15 protein-coding genes are annotated in these 18,515 nt (G+C 63.9%); 9 read left to right on the top strand and 6 right to left on the bottom strand.

What is annotated here, in order from left to right:
* Positions 1 to 22 precede the first annotated feature (22 nt).
* From cheY to BPHY_RS15080, 9 genes are all read left to right on the top strand, one after another.
* On the top strand, positions 23 to 418 hold the full coding sequence (gene cheY, locus BPHY_RS15120; RefSeq protein ID WP_012402317.1) for a chemotaxis response regulator CheY: 396 nt from the start codon (positions 23 to 25) through the stop codon (positions 416 to 418).
* Between the two features lies 1 nt (position 419).
* Entirely contained in the window at positions 420 to 1,139 is a 720-nt protein-coding gene (cheZ, locus tag BPHY_RS15115) for a protein phosphatase CheZ (protein WP_012402316.1), read from the top strand.
* A gap of 352 nt (positions 1,140 to 1,491) precedes the next feature.
* Positions 1,492 to 2,058 carry a DUF2844 domain-containing protein gene (locus BPHY_RS15110; RefSeq protein WP_012402315.1) on the top strand — a complete coding sequence of 189 codons (567 nt, stop codon included), beginning with the start codon at positions 1,492 to 1,494 and terminating at the stop codon, positions 2,056 to 2,058.
* 16 nt (positions 2,059 to 2,074) lie between these two features.
* Positions 2,075 to 3,343 (top strand): DUF3443 domain-containing protein, encoded by a 1,269-nt coding sequence (locus BPHY_RS15105; RefSeq protein WP_012402314.1) that lies wholly within the window; start codon positions 2,075 to 2,077, stop codon positions 3,341 to 3,343.
* 211 nt (positions 3,344 to 3,554) lie between these two features.
* Positions 3,555 to 4,763 carry a flagellar biosynthesis protein FlhB gene (gene flhB, locus BPHY_RS15100; RefSeq protein ID WP_041764075.1) on the top strand — a complete coding sequence of 403 codons (1,209 nt, stop codon included), beginning with the start codon at positions 3,555 to 3,557 and terminating at the stop codon, positions 4,761 to 4,763.
* Positions 4,760 to 6,862 carry a flagellar biosynthesis protein FlhA gene (gene flhA, locus BPHY_RS15095; protein WP_012402312.1) on the top strand — a complete coding sequence of 701 codons (2,103 nt, stop codon included), beginning with the start codon at positions 4,760 to 4,762 and terminating at the stop codon, positions 6,860 to 6,862. Before flhB ends, flhA begins: the two co-directional genes overlap by 4 nt.
* Positions 6,863 to 7,191: 329 nt before the next feature.
* Positions 7,192 to 9,090 carry a flagellar biosynthesis protein FlhF gene (gene flhF, locus BPHY_RS15090; protein ID WP_041763636.1) on the top strand — a complete coding sequence of 633 codons (1,899 nt, stop codon included), beginning with the start codon at positions 7,192 to 7,194 and terminating at the stop codon, positions 9,088 to 9,090.
* Positions 9,083 to 9,952 carry a MinD/ParA family ATP-binding protein gene (locus BPHY_RS15085; RefSeq protein WP_041763635.1) on the top strand — a complete coding sequence of 290 codons (870 nt, stop codon included), beginning with the start codon at positions 9,083 to 9,085 and terminating at the stop codon, positions 9,950 to 9,952. The genes flhF and BPHY_RS15085 overlap by 8 nt, the downstream gene beginning before the upstream one ends.
* A gap of 23 nt (positions 9,953 to 9,975) precedes the next feature.
* Positions 9,976 to 10,710 (top strand): RNA polymerase sigma factor FliA, encoded by a 735-nt coding sequence (locus tag BPHY_RS15080; RefSeq protein WP_012402309.1) that lies wholly within the window; start codon positions 9,976 to 9,978, stop codon positions 10,708 to 10,710.
* A gap of 316 nt (positions 10,711 to 11,026) precedes the next feature.
* Here the strand turns inward: BPHY_RS15080 and flgL are convergent, their stop codons facing one another.
* From flgL to BPHY_RS15055, 6 genes are all read right to left on the bottom strand, one after another.
* Positions 11,027 to 12,247, bottom strand: a complete 1,221-nt coding sequence (gene flgL / locus BPHY_RS15075; protein WP_012402308.1) for a flagellar hook-associated protein FlgL — start codon at positions 12,245 to 12,247, stop codon at positions 11,027 to 11,029.
* Between the two features lie 14 nt (positions 12,248 to 12,261).
* Positions 12,262 to 14,235, bottom strand: a complete 1,974-nt coding sequence (gene flgK / locus BPHY_RS15070) for a flagellar hook-associated protein FlgK (RefSeq protein ID WP_012402307.1) — start codon at positions 14,233 to 14,235, stop codon at positions 12,262 to 12,264.
* 3 nt (positions 14,236 to 14,238) lie between these two features.
* A complete protein-coding gene (locus tag BPHY_RS41745; RefSeq protein WP_157686552.1) occupies positions 14,239 to 14,619 on the bottom strand; it encodes a hypothetical protein in 381 nt (126 codons plus the stop codon).
* A 618-nt stretch (positions 14,620 to 15,237) separates the two neighbouring features.
* Positions 15,238 to 15,987, bottom strand: a complete 750-nt coding sequence (locus tag BPHY_RS15065) for a flagellar brake protein (RefSeq protein WP_012402306.1) — start codon at positions 15,985 to 15,987, stop codon at positions 15,238 to 15,240.
* Between the two features lie 394 nt (positions 15,988 to 16,381).
* Positions 16,382 to 17,314, bottom strand: a complete 933-nt coding sequence (gene flgJ / locus BPHY_RS15060) for a flagellar assembly peptidoglycan hydrolase FlgJ (RefSeq protein ID WP_012402305.1) — start codon at positions 17,312 to 17,314, stop codon at positions 16,382 to 16,384.
* A gap of 12 nt (positions 17,315 to 17,326) precedes the next feature.
* Entirely contained in the window at positions 17,327 to 18,514 is a 1,188-nt protein-coding gene (locus BPHY_RS15055; protein ID WP_012402304.1) for a flagellar basal body P-ring protein FlgI, read from the bottom strand.
* Position 18,515: the final 1 nt, after the last annotated feature.

The following is an 18,515-nucleotide window of genomic DNA, read 5'->3' as shown; positions in this document are numbered from 1 at the left end:
GATTGGGGAAAAGGAACAGGAAATGGATAAGGGAATGAAGATTCTGGTTGTGGACGATTTTCCGACGATGCGCCGGATCGTCCGCAATCTGCTGAAGGAACTGGGCTACTCGAACGTCGATGAAGCGGAAGACGGCGCAGCCGGCCTTGCGCGTCTGCGCGGCGGCAACTATGACTTCGTGATTTCGGACTGGAACATGCCGAACCTCGACGGCCTCGCGATGCTGAAGGAAATCCGCGCGGACGCGTCGCTCTCGCATCTGCCCGTGCTGATGGTGACGGCGGAATCGAAGAAGGAAAACATCATTGCGGCGGCCCAGGCTGGCGCAAGCGGCTATGTGGTGAAGCCGTTCACGGCTGCGACGCTCGACGAGAAGCTCAACAAGATTCTCGAGAAGATGGCGAAAACGGGGAGCTGATGTGAACCCACCGATCAACGAGCAAGGCGCGCGTGAAGACGGCACCGACCTCGCGACCGACCGCATCCTCGCGCGCATCGGACAGCTGACGCGCACGTTGCGCGATTCGATGCGCGAGCTGGGCATCGACAAGCATGTCGAGCGTGCGGCGGAAGCGGTGCCGGATGCCCGCGACCGTCTGAAATACATCGCGACGATGACCGAGCAGGCCGCTGAGCGCGTGCTGTCGGCGATCGAGGTCGCGAAACCGATGCAGGAGCAGTTGCAGAAGGACGCGGCCGAGCTGGACGCGCGCTGGGAGCAGTGGTACTCGGCGCCGATCGAGCGCGAGGAAGTGCGCGCGCTGATGAGCGACACCCGCACCTTCCTGCGCGGCGTGCCGGAAGTCACGACGGCGACCAACTCCCAGATGCTCGAGATCATGATGGCCCAGGACTTTCAGGATCTGACGGGTCAGGTCATCAAGAAGATCACGGACGTCGTGTACCTGATCGAGCAGCAACTGCTTGGCGTGCTGATCGACAACATCGCGGCGGAGCGGCGTGAGCAGTTCGCCGCGACGGCACAACAGCTCGTGGCGGAAGCCCAGCACGAGCCGATGTCGCCGACGGGCAGCCCGCAGAGCCTGTTGAACGGCCCGCAGATCAACCCGGAAGGCAAGACGGACGTCGTGCAGGATCAGGGCCAGGTCGACGATCTGCTCGCAAGCCTCGGCTTCTGACGCGGCGCGTCACCTTGTCTGGTGCGGCGGCGCGGGCTTTGCGCTGCGCCGCCCAACACGCGTGCCGCTGCGCCGCGCGGCCTGTTCCCTTTGGCGCCTCGCGCGTCATTCCCGCCCACACACACGACTCGCCGATCGACGCTGCATCGGCGGGTGCTCCATCGCACAATTGGTAACGGATCACGGCCGTCATCCGCTGGCATACTACGGCCAGGGAGGACGGTTCGCGGGCGGAAACGGCGCTGTACCACAGTGCACACAGCGCGCGCCGGGCCGTTTGCTCCTGAACCAATAAGCCGGGCCCGCATATTGCGGGTACTGTTCGCTGTCGATTGGGGGAGGGTGCACAACCATGTCGATCCGCTCGAGCCGTGCTGTCGTTGCGTCAGCGCTCGGATTCTGCTGTTCTCTGTCCGTCCTGTTCATTCCGCTGCCCGCTAGCGCCGCGCTAGGCGGCAACCCGATGACGCCGCCCGCCGGGGCGAGCGCCACCACTCGCTCGGTCTCCCGTCCTACGTCGAATGGTGTCGCCACGATGCGCAGCGCATCGTCGTCGAGTTCGGGTGCGACGGCGTCGTCCAGTTCTTCTGCCACGTCGGCTTCATACACCGTACGTGAAACGACACTGGGCAACGGCACGGTGATCCGCGAATACATCACGTCGGCGGGCAGCGTGTTCGGTCTTGCATGGAGCGGCCCGCAGATGCCCGATCTGTCCGACCTGCTTGGCAGCTACTTCCCGCAGTACGTCGCCGGCGTGACGAATGCGCGCCAGCTGCGCGGCGGCGGACACGGTCCGGGCGTCGTGCAGGACAACGGGCTCGTCGTGCATTCGGGCGGCCATATGGGCGCATTCTCCGGCCAAGCTTATCTGCCGCAGGCCCTGCCTTCGGGCGTGAGCGCCACCGACATCAAGTGACGACGGGAGACCCAACATGCAATTTGCGTTCAAGCTCGGAGCAGGTGTCCGTGTCGTGAAGGCCGTTCTCGCCGTGTCCCTGGTCGCGGTGACGGCATTCGTCGCGGGCTGCGGCGGAGGCGGGGACTCGTCTTCTTCATCGTCGAACAACAGCAACAGCGGCCCCAACCAGCAGCCGATCGCCGCGAATGCGGCGAACACGGTAGCCGTGACCGTGGGCCGCGGCGTAAAGGGCATCATCAACATACCGACCGTCAGCGTGACCGTCTGCGCGCCGAACTCATCGAACTGCACGACCATAGACAACGTGCTGCTCGATACCGGCTCGTACGGCCTGCGCATCGTCAACAGCAGCGCGGTGGCGGCGCTCGGGCTTACCCCTCTGACGGCGACAGCAGGCGGCCAGCTGGCCGAATGTACGCACTTTGCCGACGGCTTCACATGGGGCACGGTTCGCACCGCGACCGTGAAGGTCAGCGGCGAAACGGCGAACAACATTCCGATCCAGGTGATCGGCGACATGGCCGACTCGACCGTTCCTTCGACCGGCTGCATCAACGGCTCGAACGAAAGTACGGCCGATGCGCTCGGCGCGAACGGTATTCTCGGGATCGGCGTCGCACCCGTGGATTGCGGCTCGGCGTGCTCCGACCCGGCGAATGTCGCGCAGTTCAGCAACTACTACGCGTGCCCGAACGGGACCAACTGCACGCGCACGCAGGCAGAAACGCCCAAGCAGGTGGCCAACCCGGTCCCGAAGTTCGCCACCGACAACAACGGCGTGATCGTGCAGATGGCGCCGATTTCGGCGAACGGCGCGGCGTCGGCGACAGGAACGGTCGTGTTCGGCATCGGCACGCAGTCGAACAACGCCAATGCGGCAGGCACGACCTACACAACCGACGCGTCCGGCGATTTCCCCGCCCGCGGCCAGTCGGACACGGTGTTTCTCGATTCGGGGTCGAACGGCTACTTCTTCCAGGACAGCTCGATTCCGGTGTGCGGCGGCAATCTGTCGGACTTCTATTGCCCGACCTCGACGGTGCAACGCACGGTGAATCTGCTCGGCGCAAACGGCGCGAAGGGGACGGCGACTATCAACATCGCGAACGCGCAGACGCTGCTCAGCAACGCGAGCAACTATGCGTTCAACGACCTCGGCGGCCAGGTCAGCTCGCTGACGGGGACGGATCTCGGCTTGCCGTTCTTCTACGGCCGTTACGTCTACTACGGGATGGACAGGAGCGCATTGCCGGGCGGCTCAGGGCCGTTCGTCGCGTTCTGACCGGCAACGCGGCCATTCGAGGCGGCCCGCTGTAGCGCGGGCCGCCATCTCAGTCGGCGGTCCGCCTGCGGGTCGGGCCGCGCGCAGTGCCCGCCCATCGCTTGAAATACCCCCGTTTCCCCGCCCTTATCCGTCAATCGCCCCTCGACGTCTGCAGGAATAATCGCTCTCACTGAAAAAGGGCATGTTGCCCTTCCAGCTGGAGAGCGCCTTGGCAGAGGATAGCGACCTCGAAAAAACCGAATCAGCCACCCCCCGGCGCCTGGAAAAGGCGCGCGAGGAGGGGCAGGTTGCGCGCTCGCGCGAGCTGGCCACGTTCGCCCTCGTCGCGGCCGGGTTTCTCGGCGCGTGGGGCATGTCGGGCATGATCGGCGAGCATGTGCAGACGATGTTGCGCACCGCCTTCACCTTCAACCACGAAACGGTATTCGACCCGAAGCGGGCGTTCATCAGCGCCGGCGCGGTCACGCGCGAAGGCGCTTACATGCTGATGCCGCTGCTCGCACTGCTCGGTCTCGCCGCGCTGCTTGCACCGATGGCGATGGGCGGCTGGCTGCTGTCGACCAAGTCGCTCGCGCCGAATTTCCAGCGCCTGAATCCCGTCAGCGGCCTCGGCCGCATCTTTTCGATCAACGGCTGGATCCAGCTCGGCATGTCGCTGGCGAAGATCGTCGTGGTCGGGCTGATCGGCGGACTGGCGATCTGGCATCGCCGCGAAGACATCCTTGCGCTCGCCACGCAGCCGCTGCATGTCGCGCTGTCGAACGCCGGGCATCTGATTGCCGTGTGTTGCGCGATGACGGTCGGGGGCATGTTCCTGCTCGCGGCGATGGACGTGCCCTATCAGCTGTGGAGCTTCCACAAGAAGCTGCGCATGACGAAGGAAGAAGTGAAGCGCGAGCATCGCGAAAGCGAAGGCGATCCGCACGTGAAGGCGCGCATCCGCTCGCAGCAGCGGGCGATGGCGCGGCGGCGGATGATGGCGAACGTGCCGAAGGCCGACGTCGTCGTGACGAACCCGACGCATTTCGCGGTCGCGCTGCAATACACGGACGGCGAGATGGGCGCGCCGAAGGTCGTCGCGAAGGGGGTGAACCTCGTGGCCGCGCGCATCCGCGAACTGGCCGTCGAAAACAACGTGCCGCTGCTCGAAGCGCCGCCGCTCGCGCGTGCGCTGTATCACAACGTCGAACTGAATCGCGAGATTCCGGGCGCGCTCTACGGAGCCGTCGCGGAAGTGCTCGCCTGGGTCTATCAACTGCGCCGCTTCAAGAAAGACGGCGGGGTTGCGCCTGTCGCGCCGACGGAACTCGACGTTCCGCCGGAGCTGGACAAGGGCGGCGTGTCGGACGACGACGCCGGCCAGGAAGCTGCCGAGGCACTGGGCGGCGACAATCAAAGTAATGGAGTATCGGCATGAACGCCCGCGCGGGTTTCCTTTCACGACGGCCGGACGCGCTGAACGGCACCAATCTGCGGGCACTGGCGGGCCCGCTTCTGATCTGCATGATCCTCGGCATGATGATCCTGCCGTTGCCGCCATTCCTGCTGGATCTGCTGTTCACGTTCAACATCGCGCTGTCGGTGATGGTGCTGCTCGTCAGCATGTACACGATGAAGCCGCTCGACTTCGCGGCCTTCCCGAGCGTGCTGCTGTTCTCGACGCTGCTGCGGCTGTCGCTGAACGTCGCGTCGACCCGTATCGTGCTGCTCGAAGGCCATACGGGGCCGGGCGCGGCGGGCGCCGTGATCGAGGCGTTCGGCCACTTCCTCGTGGGCGGCAACTTCGCGGTCGGTATTGTCGTGTTCGTGATCCTGATGGTGATCAACTTCATGGTGATCACGAAAGGCGCGGGACGTATCGCGGAAGTGTCCGCGCGCTTCACGCTGGACGCGATGCCTGGCAAGCAGATGTCGATCGACGCCGACCTCAACGCCGGCATGATCAACGAAGATCAGGCTCGCAAGCGCCGTATGGAAGTCTCGCAGGAAGCCGAGTTCTACGGTTCGATGGACGGTGCGAGCAAGTTCGTGCGCGGCGACGCGATTGCCGGTTTGCTGATCATGGTGATCAATATCATCGGCGGCCTGATCGTCGGGGTCGTGCAGCACGGCATGGACTTCGCCGACGCCGGCAAGACCTACACGCTGCTGACGATCGGTGACGGCCTCGTCGCGCAGATTCCGTCGCTCGTGATTTCGACGGCAGCGGGTGTGATCGTGTCGCGCGTCGCCACCGATGAAGACATCGGCACGCAGCTGACGGGCCAGCTCTTCACGAACCCGCGCGTGCTGATGATCACGGGCTCGATCCTCGTGCTGATGGGCCTGATTCCGGGCATGCCGCACTTCGCGTTCCTGCTGCTGGGCGGCGGCGCGATCCAGCTCGCGCGCACGATGAAAAAGCGCGCTGCGCAGAGCAAGACGTCGACGGCGCTCGCCGAAGTCGCACCGCAGGCGCTCGCGCCGTCGGAAGCTGCGGAGGCGAGCTGGGACGACGTGACGATGATCGACGCGCTCGGGCTCGAAGTCGGCTATCGCCTGATTCCCCTCGTCGACAAGAACTCGGACGGCGAACTGCTCAAGCGTATCAAGAACATCCGCAAGAAGTTCGCGCAGGAAATCGGCTTCCTGCCGCCCGTCATTCATATCCGCGACAACCTCGAGCTGCGGCCGAACGGTTACCGGATCGCCCTCAAGGGCGTCGAAGTGGGCGTCGGCGAGGCATATCCGGGACAGTGGCTCGCGATCAACCCCGGCCAGGTCACAGCGGCGCTGCCGGGCACGCCGACCACGGACCCGGCGTTCGGGCTGCCCGCGATCTGGATCGACACGAATCTGCGCGAACAGGCGCAGGTGTACGGCTACACAGTGGTCGATTCGAGCACGGTCGTCGCGACTCACCTGAATCATCTCGTCGTCACGCACGCGGCGGAACTGCTCGGCCGCCAGGAAGTGCAGGCGCTGATCGAGCGGATGCAGAAGGACGCCGCGCCGCTTGTCGACGACGTTGTGCCGAAGATGCTGCCCGTCGCCACGCTGCAGAAGGTGCTGCAGAACCTGCTCGACGAAGGCGTGCCGATCCGCGACATGCGCACGATCCTCGAGGCGCTGTCGGAGCATGGCTCGAAGATCACCGATTCGCACGATCTGACGGCCGTCGTGCGCCTCGCGCTCGGCCGCGCTATCACACAGCAGTGGTTCCCCGGCAACGGCGACATTCAGGTGATGGGCCTCGATTCGAATCTGGAGCGGCTGCTCACTCAGGCGCTTGCGACGGGCTCGAATCCCGGTCTCGAACCGGGCCTCGCGAACACGCTGCTGATGGAGACGCAAAAGGCGATGACGCGCCAGCAGAACCTCGGGCTTACACCCGTCATGCTGGTCCAGCATTCGTTGCGCGCGATGCTCGCGCGCTTCCTGCGGCGCAGCCTGCCGCAGCTCAAGGTGCTGTCGTATGCGGAAGTGCCCGATACGCGGCATGTGCGTGTCGTCAACGTGATCGGCGCGCACGGCTAGGCGGCCACGCACTGCGCTTTCACGACCTCTCCCAGGCCGTTCGTTCGACTGCGCTTCTTTTCTCGAAGGCCGGTCCGCATTTCGCGGCCGGCCTTCTTCACTGGCGCGCGCGGCTCCCGATGGAGGCCGCGCCCGTTTCGCGGCGCGGGTGTGGGCGGTCCGCCCGCCAGGATTCCCGGGATTGCGGGCCGTTGCGCGTGCACCGAATGCCTGAATTGCCAGCGTTTCACCGTCTTTATTGCCCGATGGTGCCTGGTCATCTTTCGCAATAATTCATTGCATCGGGAAACGGTATGTCGCCGGTCCGCGCAGCTCATCGGAGAATCAGCTTGAACATTCGCAAATTTGTCGGTGCAACGAGTCGTGACGCGCTGCGTCTCGTCCGTGAGGCATTGGGCTCCGATGCAGTCGTGCTGTCGAATCGCACCAACGAAGATGGCACGGTCGAAATCGTCGCCGTTGCCGACCGCGACCTGAGCGCAATCGCGCCGCGCGGCCAGGAAGGCGCAGCATCCGGCAGCCCGAACGCAGGCGCGAACGCTGCAGCTGGCGGTGCGCGCGCGCCGGTAGCGCCGACCGCATCGCCGACGCAGCCGTCCGCGCTGTCGATGCCCGTCAATCCGTACGCGAGCGGTATGCCCGACGTGTTCTCGTCGGTGTTCGGCGCCAGCCCTGAAGCGGGCACCGAGCGCATGCCCGCCGCGAGCGAAGAGAAGCCTGAGCCGCAAACGGCCACGGCCGCGGACGCAGCAGCCGACTCGCCCGCTGTGAACGCGGCGCGCGCAACCGACGACGTTCGCGTCGAACTGCGCGCGGAAGCACGCAGCGAAGTTCCCGCAGCGCCCGCAGCCGCCGTCAAGCCGACAGCGACCGCGATGCCTGAAGCACCCGTTCGCCAGCGCACGATGGCCGAAACGAATCCTTGGCTGATCGATCACGCGCGCCGCATTGCGGCCAAGGACGTGGTGCCCGCAGCCAATCCGACGATGACGCCCGCCGCCGCTGTCGCGCGCGGGCTGGGTACGCCCGTCGATGCAGTGAACGAAGAAGCGAAGCCCGACTGGGCGCGCGAAGCGGCGCAACTCGCCGCCCGGCGCGCCGCGCACAAGGGCCACGTCACGCCGACGGTGGCGGAAGGCGCGAGCGACATCAACACGGCACGCGACGCGCGCAAGGGCGCAGCCGGCGACATCACGCCGAAGGTCGCCGCCGCGCTCACGGAGTCGATCCAGTCGCGCATCGAGCAGATGGTCAACGAGACCGTGATGCACGAGCTGGGCGCGATGCGCGGCATGATGGAAGAGCAGTTCGCAGGCCTGCTGTGGGCCGACCGCCAGCGCCGCAGCCCGACGCATGCTGCGCTGACCAGACATCTGTTCGCTGCGGGCTTCTCGGCGCAACTCGTGAAGATGGTGATCGACAACCTGCCCGAAGTCGACGGCATGGACGAGGGTATGGAGTGGGTGCGGACGGTGCTCGAATCGAACGTGCCCGTGATGGAGAACGAAGACGCGTTGATGGAGCGCGGCGGCGTGTTCGCGCTGATGGGCCCGACGGGCGTCGGCAAGACCACGACCACGGCCAAGCTCGCCGCGCGCTGCGTGATGCGCTTCGGCGCCAGCAAGGTCGCGCTGCTCACCACCGACAGCTACCGGATCGGCGGCCATGAGCAACTGCGTATCTTCGGCAAGATCCTCGGTGTGTCGGTGCATGCGGTAAAGGACAGCGCCGATCTGACGCTCGCGCTCTCGGAACTGCGCAACAAGCACATCGTGCTGATCGACACAATCGGCATGAGCCAGCGCGACCGCCTTGTGTCCGACCAGATCGCGATGCTGTGCCGCGCCGGTCAGCCCGTGCAGCGCCTCTTGCTGCTGAACGCGACGAGCCACGGCGACACGCTGAACGAAGTCGTGCAGGCCTATCAGAACGCGCCGGACCAGCAACCGCTCGCCGGCTGCATCCTGACCAAGCTCGACGAAGCGACCAATCTGGGCAGCGTGCTCGACACGGTGATCCGGTACAAGCTGCCCGTGCATTACGCATCGACGGGACAGAAGGTGCCGGAGAACCTCTACGTCGCGACGAAGAAATTCCTGATCAAGAGCGCCTTCTGCATTCCGCGCGACAACTCGCCGTTCGTCCCGCAGGACGAAGACGTGCCGGCACTGCTGTCGGCCTTGTCGGCCCGTTCGACCGCCGATCTGCATGAGGTTCGCTTTGGATAAGTTCGTGCTGGACCAGGCAGAAGGACTGAGGCGTCTGCTCGCACGCTCAGGCTCGCGGATTGTGGCCGTCGCAGGCGGTTCGCGCGGCGTGGGCGTGACGACGACGGTGGTGAATCTCGCCGCCGCGCTCGCGGAGCAGGGCAAGGACGTGCTGGTGATCGACGAGTGTCTCGGCGAGCGCTCGGTGAGCGCGATGTTGGGCGGCGTACGCGGCGCGGGCAATTTCTCCGCGGTGATGCGCGGCGAGATGTCGCTCGAGCAGGCAGCCGGCCGTCATGCGCTGGGGTTCGCGGTGCTCGCTGCATCGCGCGGCAATCGCGAGAGCTGCACGCGGGAGCAGATGGGTGTGGTGCTGAGCGGCCCGGCCGACGTCGTGCTGATCGACGCACAGGTGGATCGCGAAGGCTCGCTGTCCGCGCTTGCGATGCAGTCGCACGACCTGCTGATGGTGACGCGCGTCGCGGCGCAGGCGATCACGGATGCCTACGCGTGCATGAAGCGCCTGCATTTCGTGCATGCAATCGCACAGTTTCGCGTGCTCGTGAACCACGTGCAGAGCGTGACCGACGCGCACACCGCTTTTGAAAACCTGGCGGGCGTGGCGGGACGTTATCTCGCCGTGTCTCTGGAAGATGCCGGCTGCGTTGCAGCCGATCCTTTAATGGCGCGAGCCACGGACTTGTCGCGTTGTGTCGTCGATGCTTTCCCATCGGCACCTGCTGCGCGCGATTTCCGTCATATCGCAGCCGAACTGCAGTACTGGCCGATGCGGCCAGCGATTTCGTCACGGACGCATGGCGTGCCGCCGACGACCGTAACAGCGGCGCAATTTGCCGATCAACCGTCTGCGCAGCACGCCTGAAGGCAAGGAAAAAGGGGAGCACGATGTACAACGCTCAAGGAAAAATTTCGCAAGCCGACGTTTTGACGAAATACGCACCGCTCGTGCGTCGTCTCGGCTTGCAGCTCGTCGCCAAGATGCCGGCGAGCGTCGATCTCGACGATCTGATTCAGGCGGGCATGATTGGCCTGCTGGACGCGGCGAGCCGTTACAAGGAAGACCAGGGTGCGCAGTTCGAGACGTACGCGAGCCAGCGGATTCGCGGCGCGATGCTCGACGAGCTGCGCAGCAACGACTGGCTGCCGCGTAGCTTGCGCCGCACGTCGCGCGAGGTCGAGAGTGCCGTGCATCAGGTCGAGCAGTCGCTGGGCCGCTCGGCGAGTGAGACGGAGATCGCCGAGCATCTGAAGATGCCGCTCGACGAGTATCAGTCGATGCTGCAGGATCTGCACGGCAGCCAGTTGATCTACTACGAGGACTTCGATCGTTCGGCGGACGACGAGCCGTTCCTGGACCGCTATTGCGTCGATCATTCGGATCCGCTGTCGGCGCTGCTGGACGAGTCGCTGCGGGGTGCTCTGGTCGAGGCGATCGACCGCTTGCCGGAGCGGGAGAAGCTGCTGATGTCGCTGTACTATGAGCGCGGGTTGAACCTGCGCGAGATCGGGGCTGTGATGGAGGTGAGCGAATCCCGCGTTTGTCAGCTGCATTCTCAGGCCGTTGCACGGCTTCGGACCCGGTTGCGCGAGCAGTCATGGGCTTCGGCTGAGACGAGTTAATCTGTTTTTTGCCCTGCGGGCGGTAAATCGTTTCTTCGAGAGCCGATCTTTTTTAAGATCGGCTCTTTGGTTTTGGTTTGAATAGCGGTTCTGGTTTGGCTCGCGCGGGTTGTCTTTTTGCTCTCGCCTTTGCTTTTGCTTTTGCTGGCATCCGCGTGATGTCATCTTGCTTCATACGTTGCCCCTGTGCGGGGCGGCACTAGCAAACCAGAAGCAAAGCGCGGATGCCAGCGCTGAAGCAAAAAGCAAAAACGCCCAGTCCTCCAAAAAAGAGCCAGGCGTCGCCGAGACGAAGTACTTCCGGTGACCCCGGCAATCAATTCCCGATGTAATCGAACAACGACAACTTCTGAATCATCGAGAAGCCCTGCTGCGCGGCCTGCAGCGAAAACTGGGTCATTGTGTACTTGCTGATCGTCGACGTCAGATCCGTCTGCGTCAGATCAGCAAGATTGCTGCTCGTCTGCAGCGAATTAGTCTGCGTGACGGTCTGCAGCGCCTCGATCTCCTGCTCGCGTCCGCCGACGGACGTCTGAATCGACGTCACGTTGTTCATCGTGTTGTGCAACTGGGTCATCGCCGTGCCCAACGCGTTCGTCAGATTCGCCTGACCGCCCGCGCCCGAAACGGACGTTTGCAGCGCGGCAATCACCTTGTCGAGGTTCGCGAATACGTCCGTGCTCGATTGTGCCGCCGGCGTCACCGAGAACGAATCGCCCGCATTCGGTGCGCCCGAGATCGTCACATTCTGACCGCCGCCGCCCAGCGTGATCGCCTGGCCCGCCGCGTACGTCTGCGGCGCGCTCGTCGTCGCCGCTGTGACGTCCGTGATCGTGTACGTGGTCGTCGACGTGAAGTTGATCGTGTACTTGTGCTGGTTCGTCGGATCGGTCGGGTTGCTCACCGACACGTTTCCGATCGTGCCCGACCCCGTGTTGGACGAATTGCCCGCAGTCACCGGCGAGCTGCCCGCGGGCGAAATGCCGAGGAACACGTCGCGGCCTGTATCGCCGATTGCGATGTTGCGAGTGCCCGTCACCTGCACGTGCTGGATGCCGTTGTCGCCGTTGTATTGCACGGCGCCGCTAGCGTCGACCGAGAACGGCGGCGTCGATGCCTGATAGCCGGCGTACAGATAGTTGCCCGAGCCGTCCGTGCCGTTCGCGAGCCCCATCAGCTGGCTGCGGATGCCTTGCAGCTGGGTCGCGATATCGCCGCGGTCGCCGTCGTTCAGCGAGCCGTCGCCGGCGCGCACGAGCAGCGTGTTGATCGTGGTCAGCACGGTGTTGACGCTGGACAGCGAGCCGTCTTCCGATTGCAGCGCCTGCAGGGCAGTGTTCTGGTTGCTCGCATACTGCGACAGCGTCGCGCCCTGCATGCTGAGCTGCACGGCCTGCGCCGCGCCCACGGGATTGTCCGACGGCGTCGCGAGGCTCACGCCGCTCGACAGTTGCTGATACAGCTGCGCCAGCGTCGATTGCTGATCGTCCATCGTCTGGACGTTCATGCCGAAATATTGCGAAGTAGAGATGCGCATATGCGTTCAACGCCTCAATTGAAGATGCCGAGGATCGTCTGGAACAGCGTCTGTGCGGTCTGGATGACCTTGCTGTTCGCCTGATACAGCTGCTGGTATTGCAGCAGGTTCGCCGCTTCTTCGTTGATGTTCACGCCCGAAATGGCTTGCTGCGCCGTCGTGATCTGCGTCACGAGCGCCGACTGCGCCTTGTTCGACGTCTGAACCTGATTCGTCTGGTTGCCGATGTCGTTCACGTAGTTCGCGTACGAGTCGGTCAGCGTCAGCGTGCCGTTGCCCATCGACTTCGCTGTCACGAGATTCGAGATCAGCTGGGCGTTGCGGCCGTCTTTGCCGCCCGCCGGGTTCGGCGCGATCGTGTAGGTGTCGCCGTTCGCGGGCGAGCCCGTGATCTGCAGCGACACGTTGTTGATCGCCGCGCCCGTGATCGTCATCGACGCGCCCGTGGCCGGGTTATACGGCACGGGCGTCGTTGTCGCCGTGATGTTGTACGAAGTCGGCGGCGTGCCGTCGATCGTCACGGTGGAGCCGACGGGGAAGCCGGACAGCGACCCCGTCGCCGAGTTGTACGTGAGTGTCGTCGAAGTGCTCGGCAAGGTGTAGCCCGACGACACCGTGCCTTGCGTGACTGTCGACGTGCCCGTGTTCGCCGTGCCCGTCGACACGAGAACCGGCGATGAAGCGGCGATCGCCGAGCCGTCGCTCGTCGTCAGCGCGAAGCCGTTGAGCGCGCCGCGCGTCGGTTCGACGGTGAACGAATCGCCAGCGTTCATCGTGCCCGACAGGTTGAACTGGATGCCGCCGATCGGGCTGGTCAGGCTCGACGCCTGGCCGACAACCTGGCCCGTGTCGCGGTTGGTCAACGTGTAGTTCGTGCCGTCGTACGCCAGCGAGTAGTCGCCCGATACGGGTTGCGACGGATTCGACAGCGTCGCGCCCAGCGTTGCGCCGCCCGTGTTGTTGGCGTTCGCGTAGACGGTCGGATTGCCGACCGTGAAGAGCGCGCCGCCCTTGTTGCCATTCAGGTCGATGCCGAGCGCGTTCTGCGCGTTGACCTGCGCGGCGAAGCTCGTCGCAATCGCGCCGAGTTGCGCTTCGGCGGGGTCCAGCGTCTGGCTGCGGAACGTCATCAGCCCACCGATCTGCCCTCCCAGCGGGGTGCTGTCGGGCAGGATTTGCGGCGTCGTCGTTCCTGCAAGGCTGGAGAGACCTGCATAAGCAACGGCCGTTTCCGTCGGATCGGCAGGCGAGGTGACCGTCGTAAGATTGAAGCTCTTGTCGGCGACGACGAGCGGCTGGCCGTTGCCCATGAACACGCTATAGCCGGTATCGCCTTGCACGACCTGCACGCCGACCAGTTGCGACAGGTTCGACACAGCGAGATCGCGCTGGTCGAGCAACTGGTTGGGTGGTTGGCCTTGTGCGCTCAGCGACTGGATCTGCGCGTTCAGCTGTGCGATTTGCGAGCTGTAGGTGTTGATCTGCTTGACCGTATCGCCGAGCTGCGTGTTGACGTTGGTGCGCAGCTGGTCGTACTGGTCGCCTGCTGCATTGATCTGGTCCGCCAACGATTGCGCGTTGCTGATGGCGCTTTGGCGCATCGCGGGATTCGATGCATCGTTCGCGACGTTCTGCAGGCCGGTGAAGTAGCTCGTGATCGCGCTGGATATACCCGAAGTCGGGCTGCCGACCATGTTGTTGAGCTGGGCGATCAGGTTGTAGTAAGAATTGAGCGAGCCGGACTGCGACTGCGCGTTGTTGAGCTCGGTCGTCAGGTACTGGCTGTACTGGCGCTGGACGGTCGTCGTCGATACGCCGCTGCCGAGATAGCCGGAGCCCGTGTACTGACCACTCGATTCCGCGTAGACGGGACGCTCGACGGAGTAGCCGGGCGTCGCCTGGTTGCTGATGTTCTGACCCGTAGTCGTCAGCCCCCACTGGGCTGCATTGAGTCCACTAAGGCCGATGCTAAAAAGGTTACTCGACATGCGTCATCCTGAAAGACGGCGTAAGGGGCAGCGCGTGAGCACTGCCAGGTTGACCGAACACTTCATATATCGGCCTGGGCGCCGGAACATTGAGGGCGTAATGAGGTTTTTTGCCTGCGGCGCGGCTTCGCCATTGTGAATTTGTTCTGCGACGCCAGTCGCCATGTTTGCCTGCTCGGCGCGGGCTACGCCTTTTTGGTTTTGCTTTTGCTTCTGCTTTTGCTTTTGCTTCTGCTTTTGCTTTCGGTTTTGCTGGCATCCGCGATTTGCTTCTGGTTGGCTGGCGTTGCCCCTGTGCGGGGCGGCACCTACTTTTCTTTGCCGCGGCAAAGAAAAGTAGGCAAAAGAAAGCCGCTCACACCGCCAATCCTCGTTCTTACCCACGGGCCCCCAACGTCCCCGTCCTGCTTGCGGTATCGCGCTAATGTACGCCCGTCGCCAGCGCTCCTGGATTCGCCTCACCCACTTCACATTCCCGCGTCACGTATCGCGTTGCCAGACGTCCATGGCCGCCCAGGTGGCAAACTGTGTGTAGGCCGTCACGAGGGAAGTGCACCACTCCGGACTAAAAAGCGGGATCGGTGTCGTAGGATCGGCAACGCACGCGGCGCGACTACTTACACACAGTTTGCCACCTGGGCGGCTCAGACGAAACGCTGCCGCTGGCGGGACTACGGGTGACTGGAGTGGGTGGTGCGGCTGTTCACGGCGCTGGCAACGCACGCAAGCTAGTGCGCTGCCGCGTGAAGGATGGGGACGTTGGGGGCCCGTGGGCAATCACACAGGCTGGCGGTGTGAGCGGCTTTCTTTTGCCTACTTTTCTTTGCCGCGGCAAAGAAAAGTAGGTGTGCCCCGCACAGGGGCAACGCCAGCCAACCAGAAGCAAAACGCGGATGCCAGCAAAAGCAAAACCAAAAGCAAAACCAAAACCAAAACCAAAAAGGCCTACCCGCGCCGAAAGGTCCCCACTACCGCCCAGCAGAGAGAAGAGAGACAAATGAGTTACGCGCGCACCAATGAGCGCCGCTTCATCTCCAGCTGGGTGATCAGCCGCTGAAGCGTGTTCTCGGCATTTCCCGGCAGGGACAAAAACCTGAACCCCAACGTATACCGCTGCGTACCATTAGGCAGCTCGATAATCCGGTTCGACATCAACTCGAGATCGAGCTGCAACGTCCCCAGCGCCCCAAGCGTGACCTCCGTATCGAGCAGCTGCACGCCGTGCTCCAGCGACGTCACGCGCTCGTCGCTCGTGCGCATCGCGATGCCTCCCAGTGACAGATCCTGCACCTCGAAGCGGAAGCCCTCGCCATCCGGCAGCCGTCCACGACAAATGTACGGATCGAGCAGCGGCGCATCGACGCGAAAATACTCGCGACGCTGAACGTAATAGAGCACCTCGGGGAAATCGGCCTCGAACGACGGACGGCCCTCGAAAGTCGTCTCGCGTGGCGTGTGCGTGACGAAATGAACTCGCACGCCGTCCGGCGTCGCGTGGAAATGGCCTTCGGGCGATGACAGCAAGCCTCGGTTCTGCTCCGCGAGCGCGCCCCAGTCGAACGTGAACGTTCGCTCGCGCACGTCCACCTCGAGAATCTTCGTCACGAGCTGCCCGCCCTTGTACTGCACGGTCAGAAAATCGCCGCGATTGAGCAGGTTGCGCAACTGCACACCGATCTCAAGCGGATTGCGGCGGCCGAAGTCGACGCCTTCCGTCTCGCGGTTGTCACCATTCGACTGGGTGGTATTCATGGCCTTGCCAATTTCTCTTCGTTCTTGCGGGCACGTCGCGCGAAGACGGCCAGCCAGGTTTCAGCCCAGCCTGCAGCGGTCGCGAAACACACGTGGGACCGGAATTTTCTACGCTTTCCGGTATCGGGTCAGCCTGTTTAGCGGCAGCGTCGGGTCAAAGTTTAGCCCGCTTTTACGAAATATTTTCCGCAAACGTTTGACGCCGCAACAAACAGGATACGCGAAACTCAATGCGCATCCGGACAAATGGAAGAGACTCGACAGGAAGGAAAGCGGCTCTGGCCGACGGGCGCCGCGTGGCCCCGTCGACGTTCCATCGTCGCCGGCTCGATGCCTGTGATGTATCGCGCCGCGACGCTCCCCGGCACACCCGGGCGCGCCGCGCCAGCAACCGTCACACCATCTTCTGCATGATCGAGATGAGCTTCTTCGCGTAGTGCGGATCGGTCGCGTAACCGGCGCGCTGCATGCCCTGCGCAAAGCCGTTCACATCGCGCGACGAATTGATCACCTGCGCATAGCGCGGATTCGACTTCAGGAAACTCGCGTAGTCCGTCATCGCTTCCTCGTACGAATCGTACGCGCGGAATTTCTCCACCACGCGCTGCGGACGGCCGTTGATGTACTCGGTCGTGACTGTAGCGACTGTCTTGCCGGTCCAGTCATCGGTGGCCTTGATGCCGAAGATGTTGTGGCTCGTCGAGCCATCCGACTTCCTGATCTCGCGCTTGCCCCAGCCCGATTCGAGGGCGGCCTGGCCGATGATGAAGCGCGCCGGAATACCCGTCGCGGCGCTCGCGGCCTGCGCGGGAGCAGCAAGCTTGTCGACGAAGGCATCGACCTTGTCCGACGAACCGTCGCCGCGCACGGGCGGCGTCAACGCGCTGTTCGCCGAATAACCCTTGCCCATCTTCAGCGCGCCGTTGTTCGCCGGATTCGAATACGCCTTCGCCAGCGCATTCAGCGCGACGTTGTTGCCAGCGTTCGAATCGTCGGCGGACATGCCCGAGTTGCGCATCAACTGCTTGAGCATCGCGTCGGCGACGCCGATGCCCTTAGACGACATCTGCTGCGAAAGCTGCTGGTCCATCATCGACGTGAAGGTCGCCGAATCGTGCGAATCGAACGGACCATCTTGCGGCGTCGCATCGCGCATGCTCTTCAGCATCATTTGCGTGAAGACCGCGTCGAACTGCTTCGCAGCCGACTTCATCGCTTCGCGCGGATTCGCGACTGCCTGCGCGCGCATCGCATCGAAGCCCTGTGTGTCGAGCGCGAAACGGTTGGTCAGGTCATTCGCGGCGTTGCGCGTCGTATCGGAGTTCATTCTTGCTGTTCCTTAGATGATCTCGAGTTCGGCTCGCAGCGCACCCGCTGCCTTCATGGCCTGGAGGATCGACATCAGATCCGCAGGCGTCGCGCCGAGCGCGTTGAGCGCCTTCACGACTTCTGCGAGATTCGCGCCCGCACTCACCAGCTTGAGCGCGCCGTTGTCCTGCTTCAGCGCGATCTGCGACTGTTGCGCAACCACCGTCTGGCCATTCGAGAACGCACCCGGCTGACTCACCACCGGCTGCGTGTTGACGATCACGGAAAGATTGCCGTGCGCAACCGCGCAATTCTGCAGCGTGACCATCTGATTCATCACGATCGAGCCCGTGCGCGCGTTCAGGATCACCTTGGCGGCCGCCTGACCAGGCTTCACGTCGAGATTCTGCAACTGCGCCATGAACTGCACCTGCTGCGCCGGATCGCTCGGCGCGCGCAACTGGATCGTGCGGCCGTCGAGCGCAACTGCCGTGCCGAAGCCGAACGCGTTGTTGATCGCGGACGTCACGCGCTGCGTCGTGTCGTAGTCCATGTCGTTCAGTTCGAGCTGCATCGTGCCTGCCTGCGAAATCGTCGTCGGCACCGAGCGTTCGACGATCGCGCCGCCCGTAATGCGGCCAGCCGCAAGCTGGTTCACCTGCACCTTGCTGCCGTTCGCGCTCGCACCTGCGCCGCCGACGGCCATGTTGCCCTGCGCCAGCGCGTACACCTGGCCGTCGGCGCCCTTGAGCGGCGTGAGCAGCAACGTGCCGCCGCGCAGGCTCTTCGCGTTGCCGAGCGACGAGACCGTCACGTCGAGGGCTTCGCCGGGACGCGCGAACGCGGGCAGCGATGCCGTCACCATCACGGCGGCGACGTTCTTCAGCTGCATGCTCGAGAGCGAACTGTTGCTGGAATTCGAGCCCGCCTGCTGGTTGTTGATCGATATGCCGAGGTTCGCGAGCATGTTCGCGAGCGTCTGCGTCGTGAACGGCGTCTGCGTGGTCTGGTCGCCCGTGCCGTCGAGACCGACGACCAGGCCATAGCCGATCAGCGGGTTGTCGCGCACGCCCTGGATCTGCACGAGATCCTTCAGGCGTTCTGCGTGGGCGACATGCGTCGTGACGGGCAGCGCGGCGCACGCGAGCGCCACCATTGCGAACGCACGCGCGGCGATTCCGATGACGGGCTTCAGACGGGAGAAAGAGAAGGTTCGCATG

Source organism: Paraburkholderia phymatum STM815 (assembly GCF_000020045.1).
GTDB lineage: Bacteria > Pseudomonadota > Gammaproteobacteria > Burkholderiales > Burkholderiaceae > Paraburkholderia > Paraburkholderia phymatum.
This window is presented reverse-complemented; position numbering and strand designations above follow the sequence as displayed.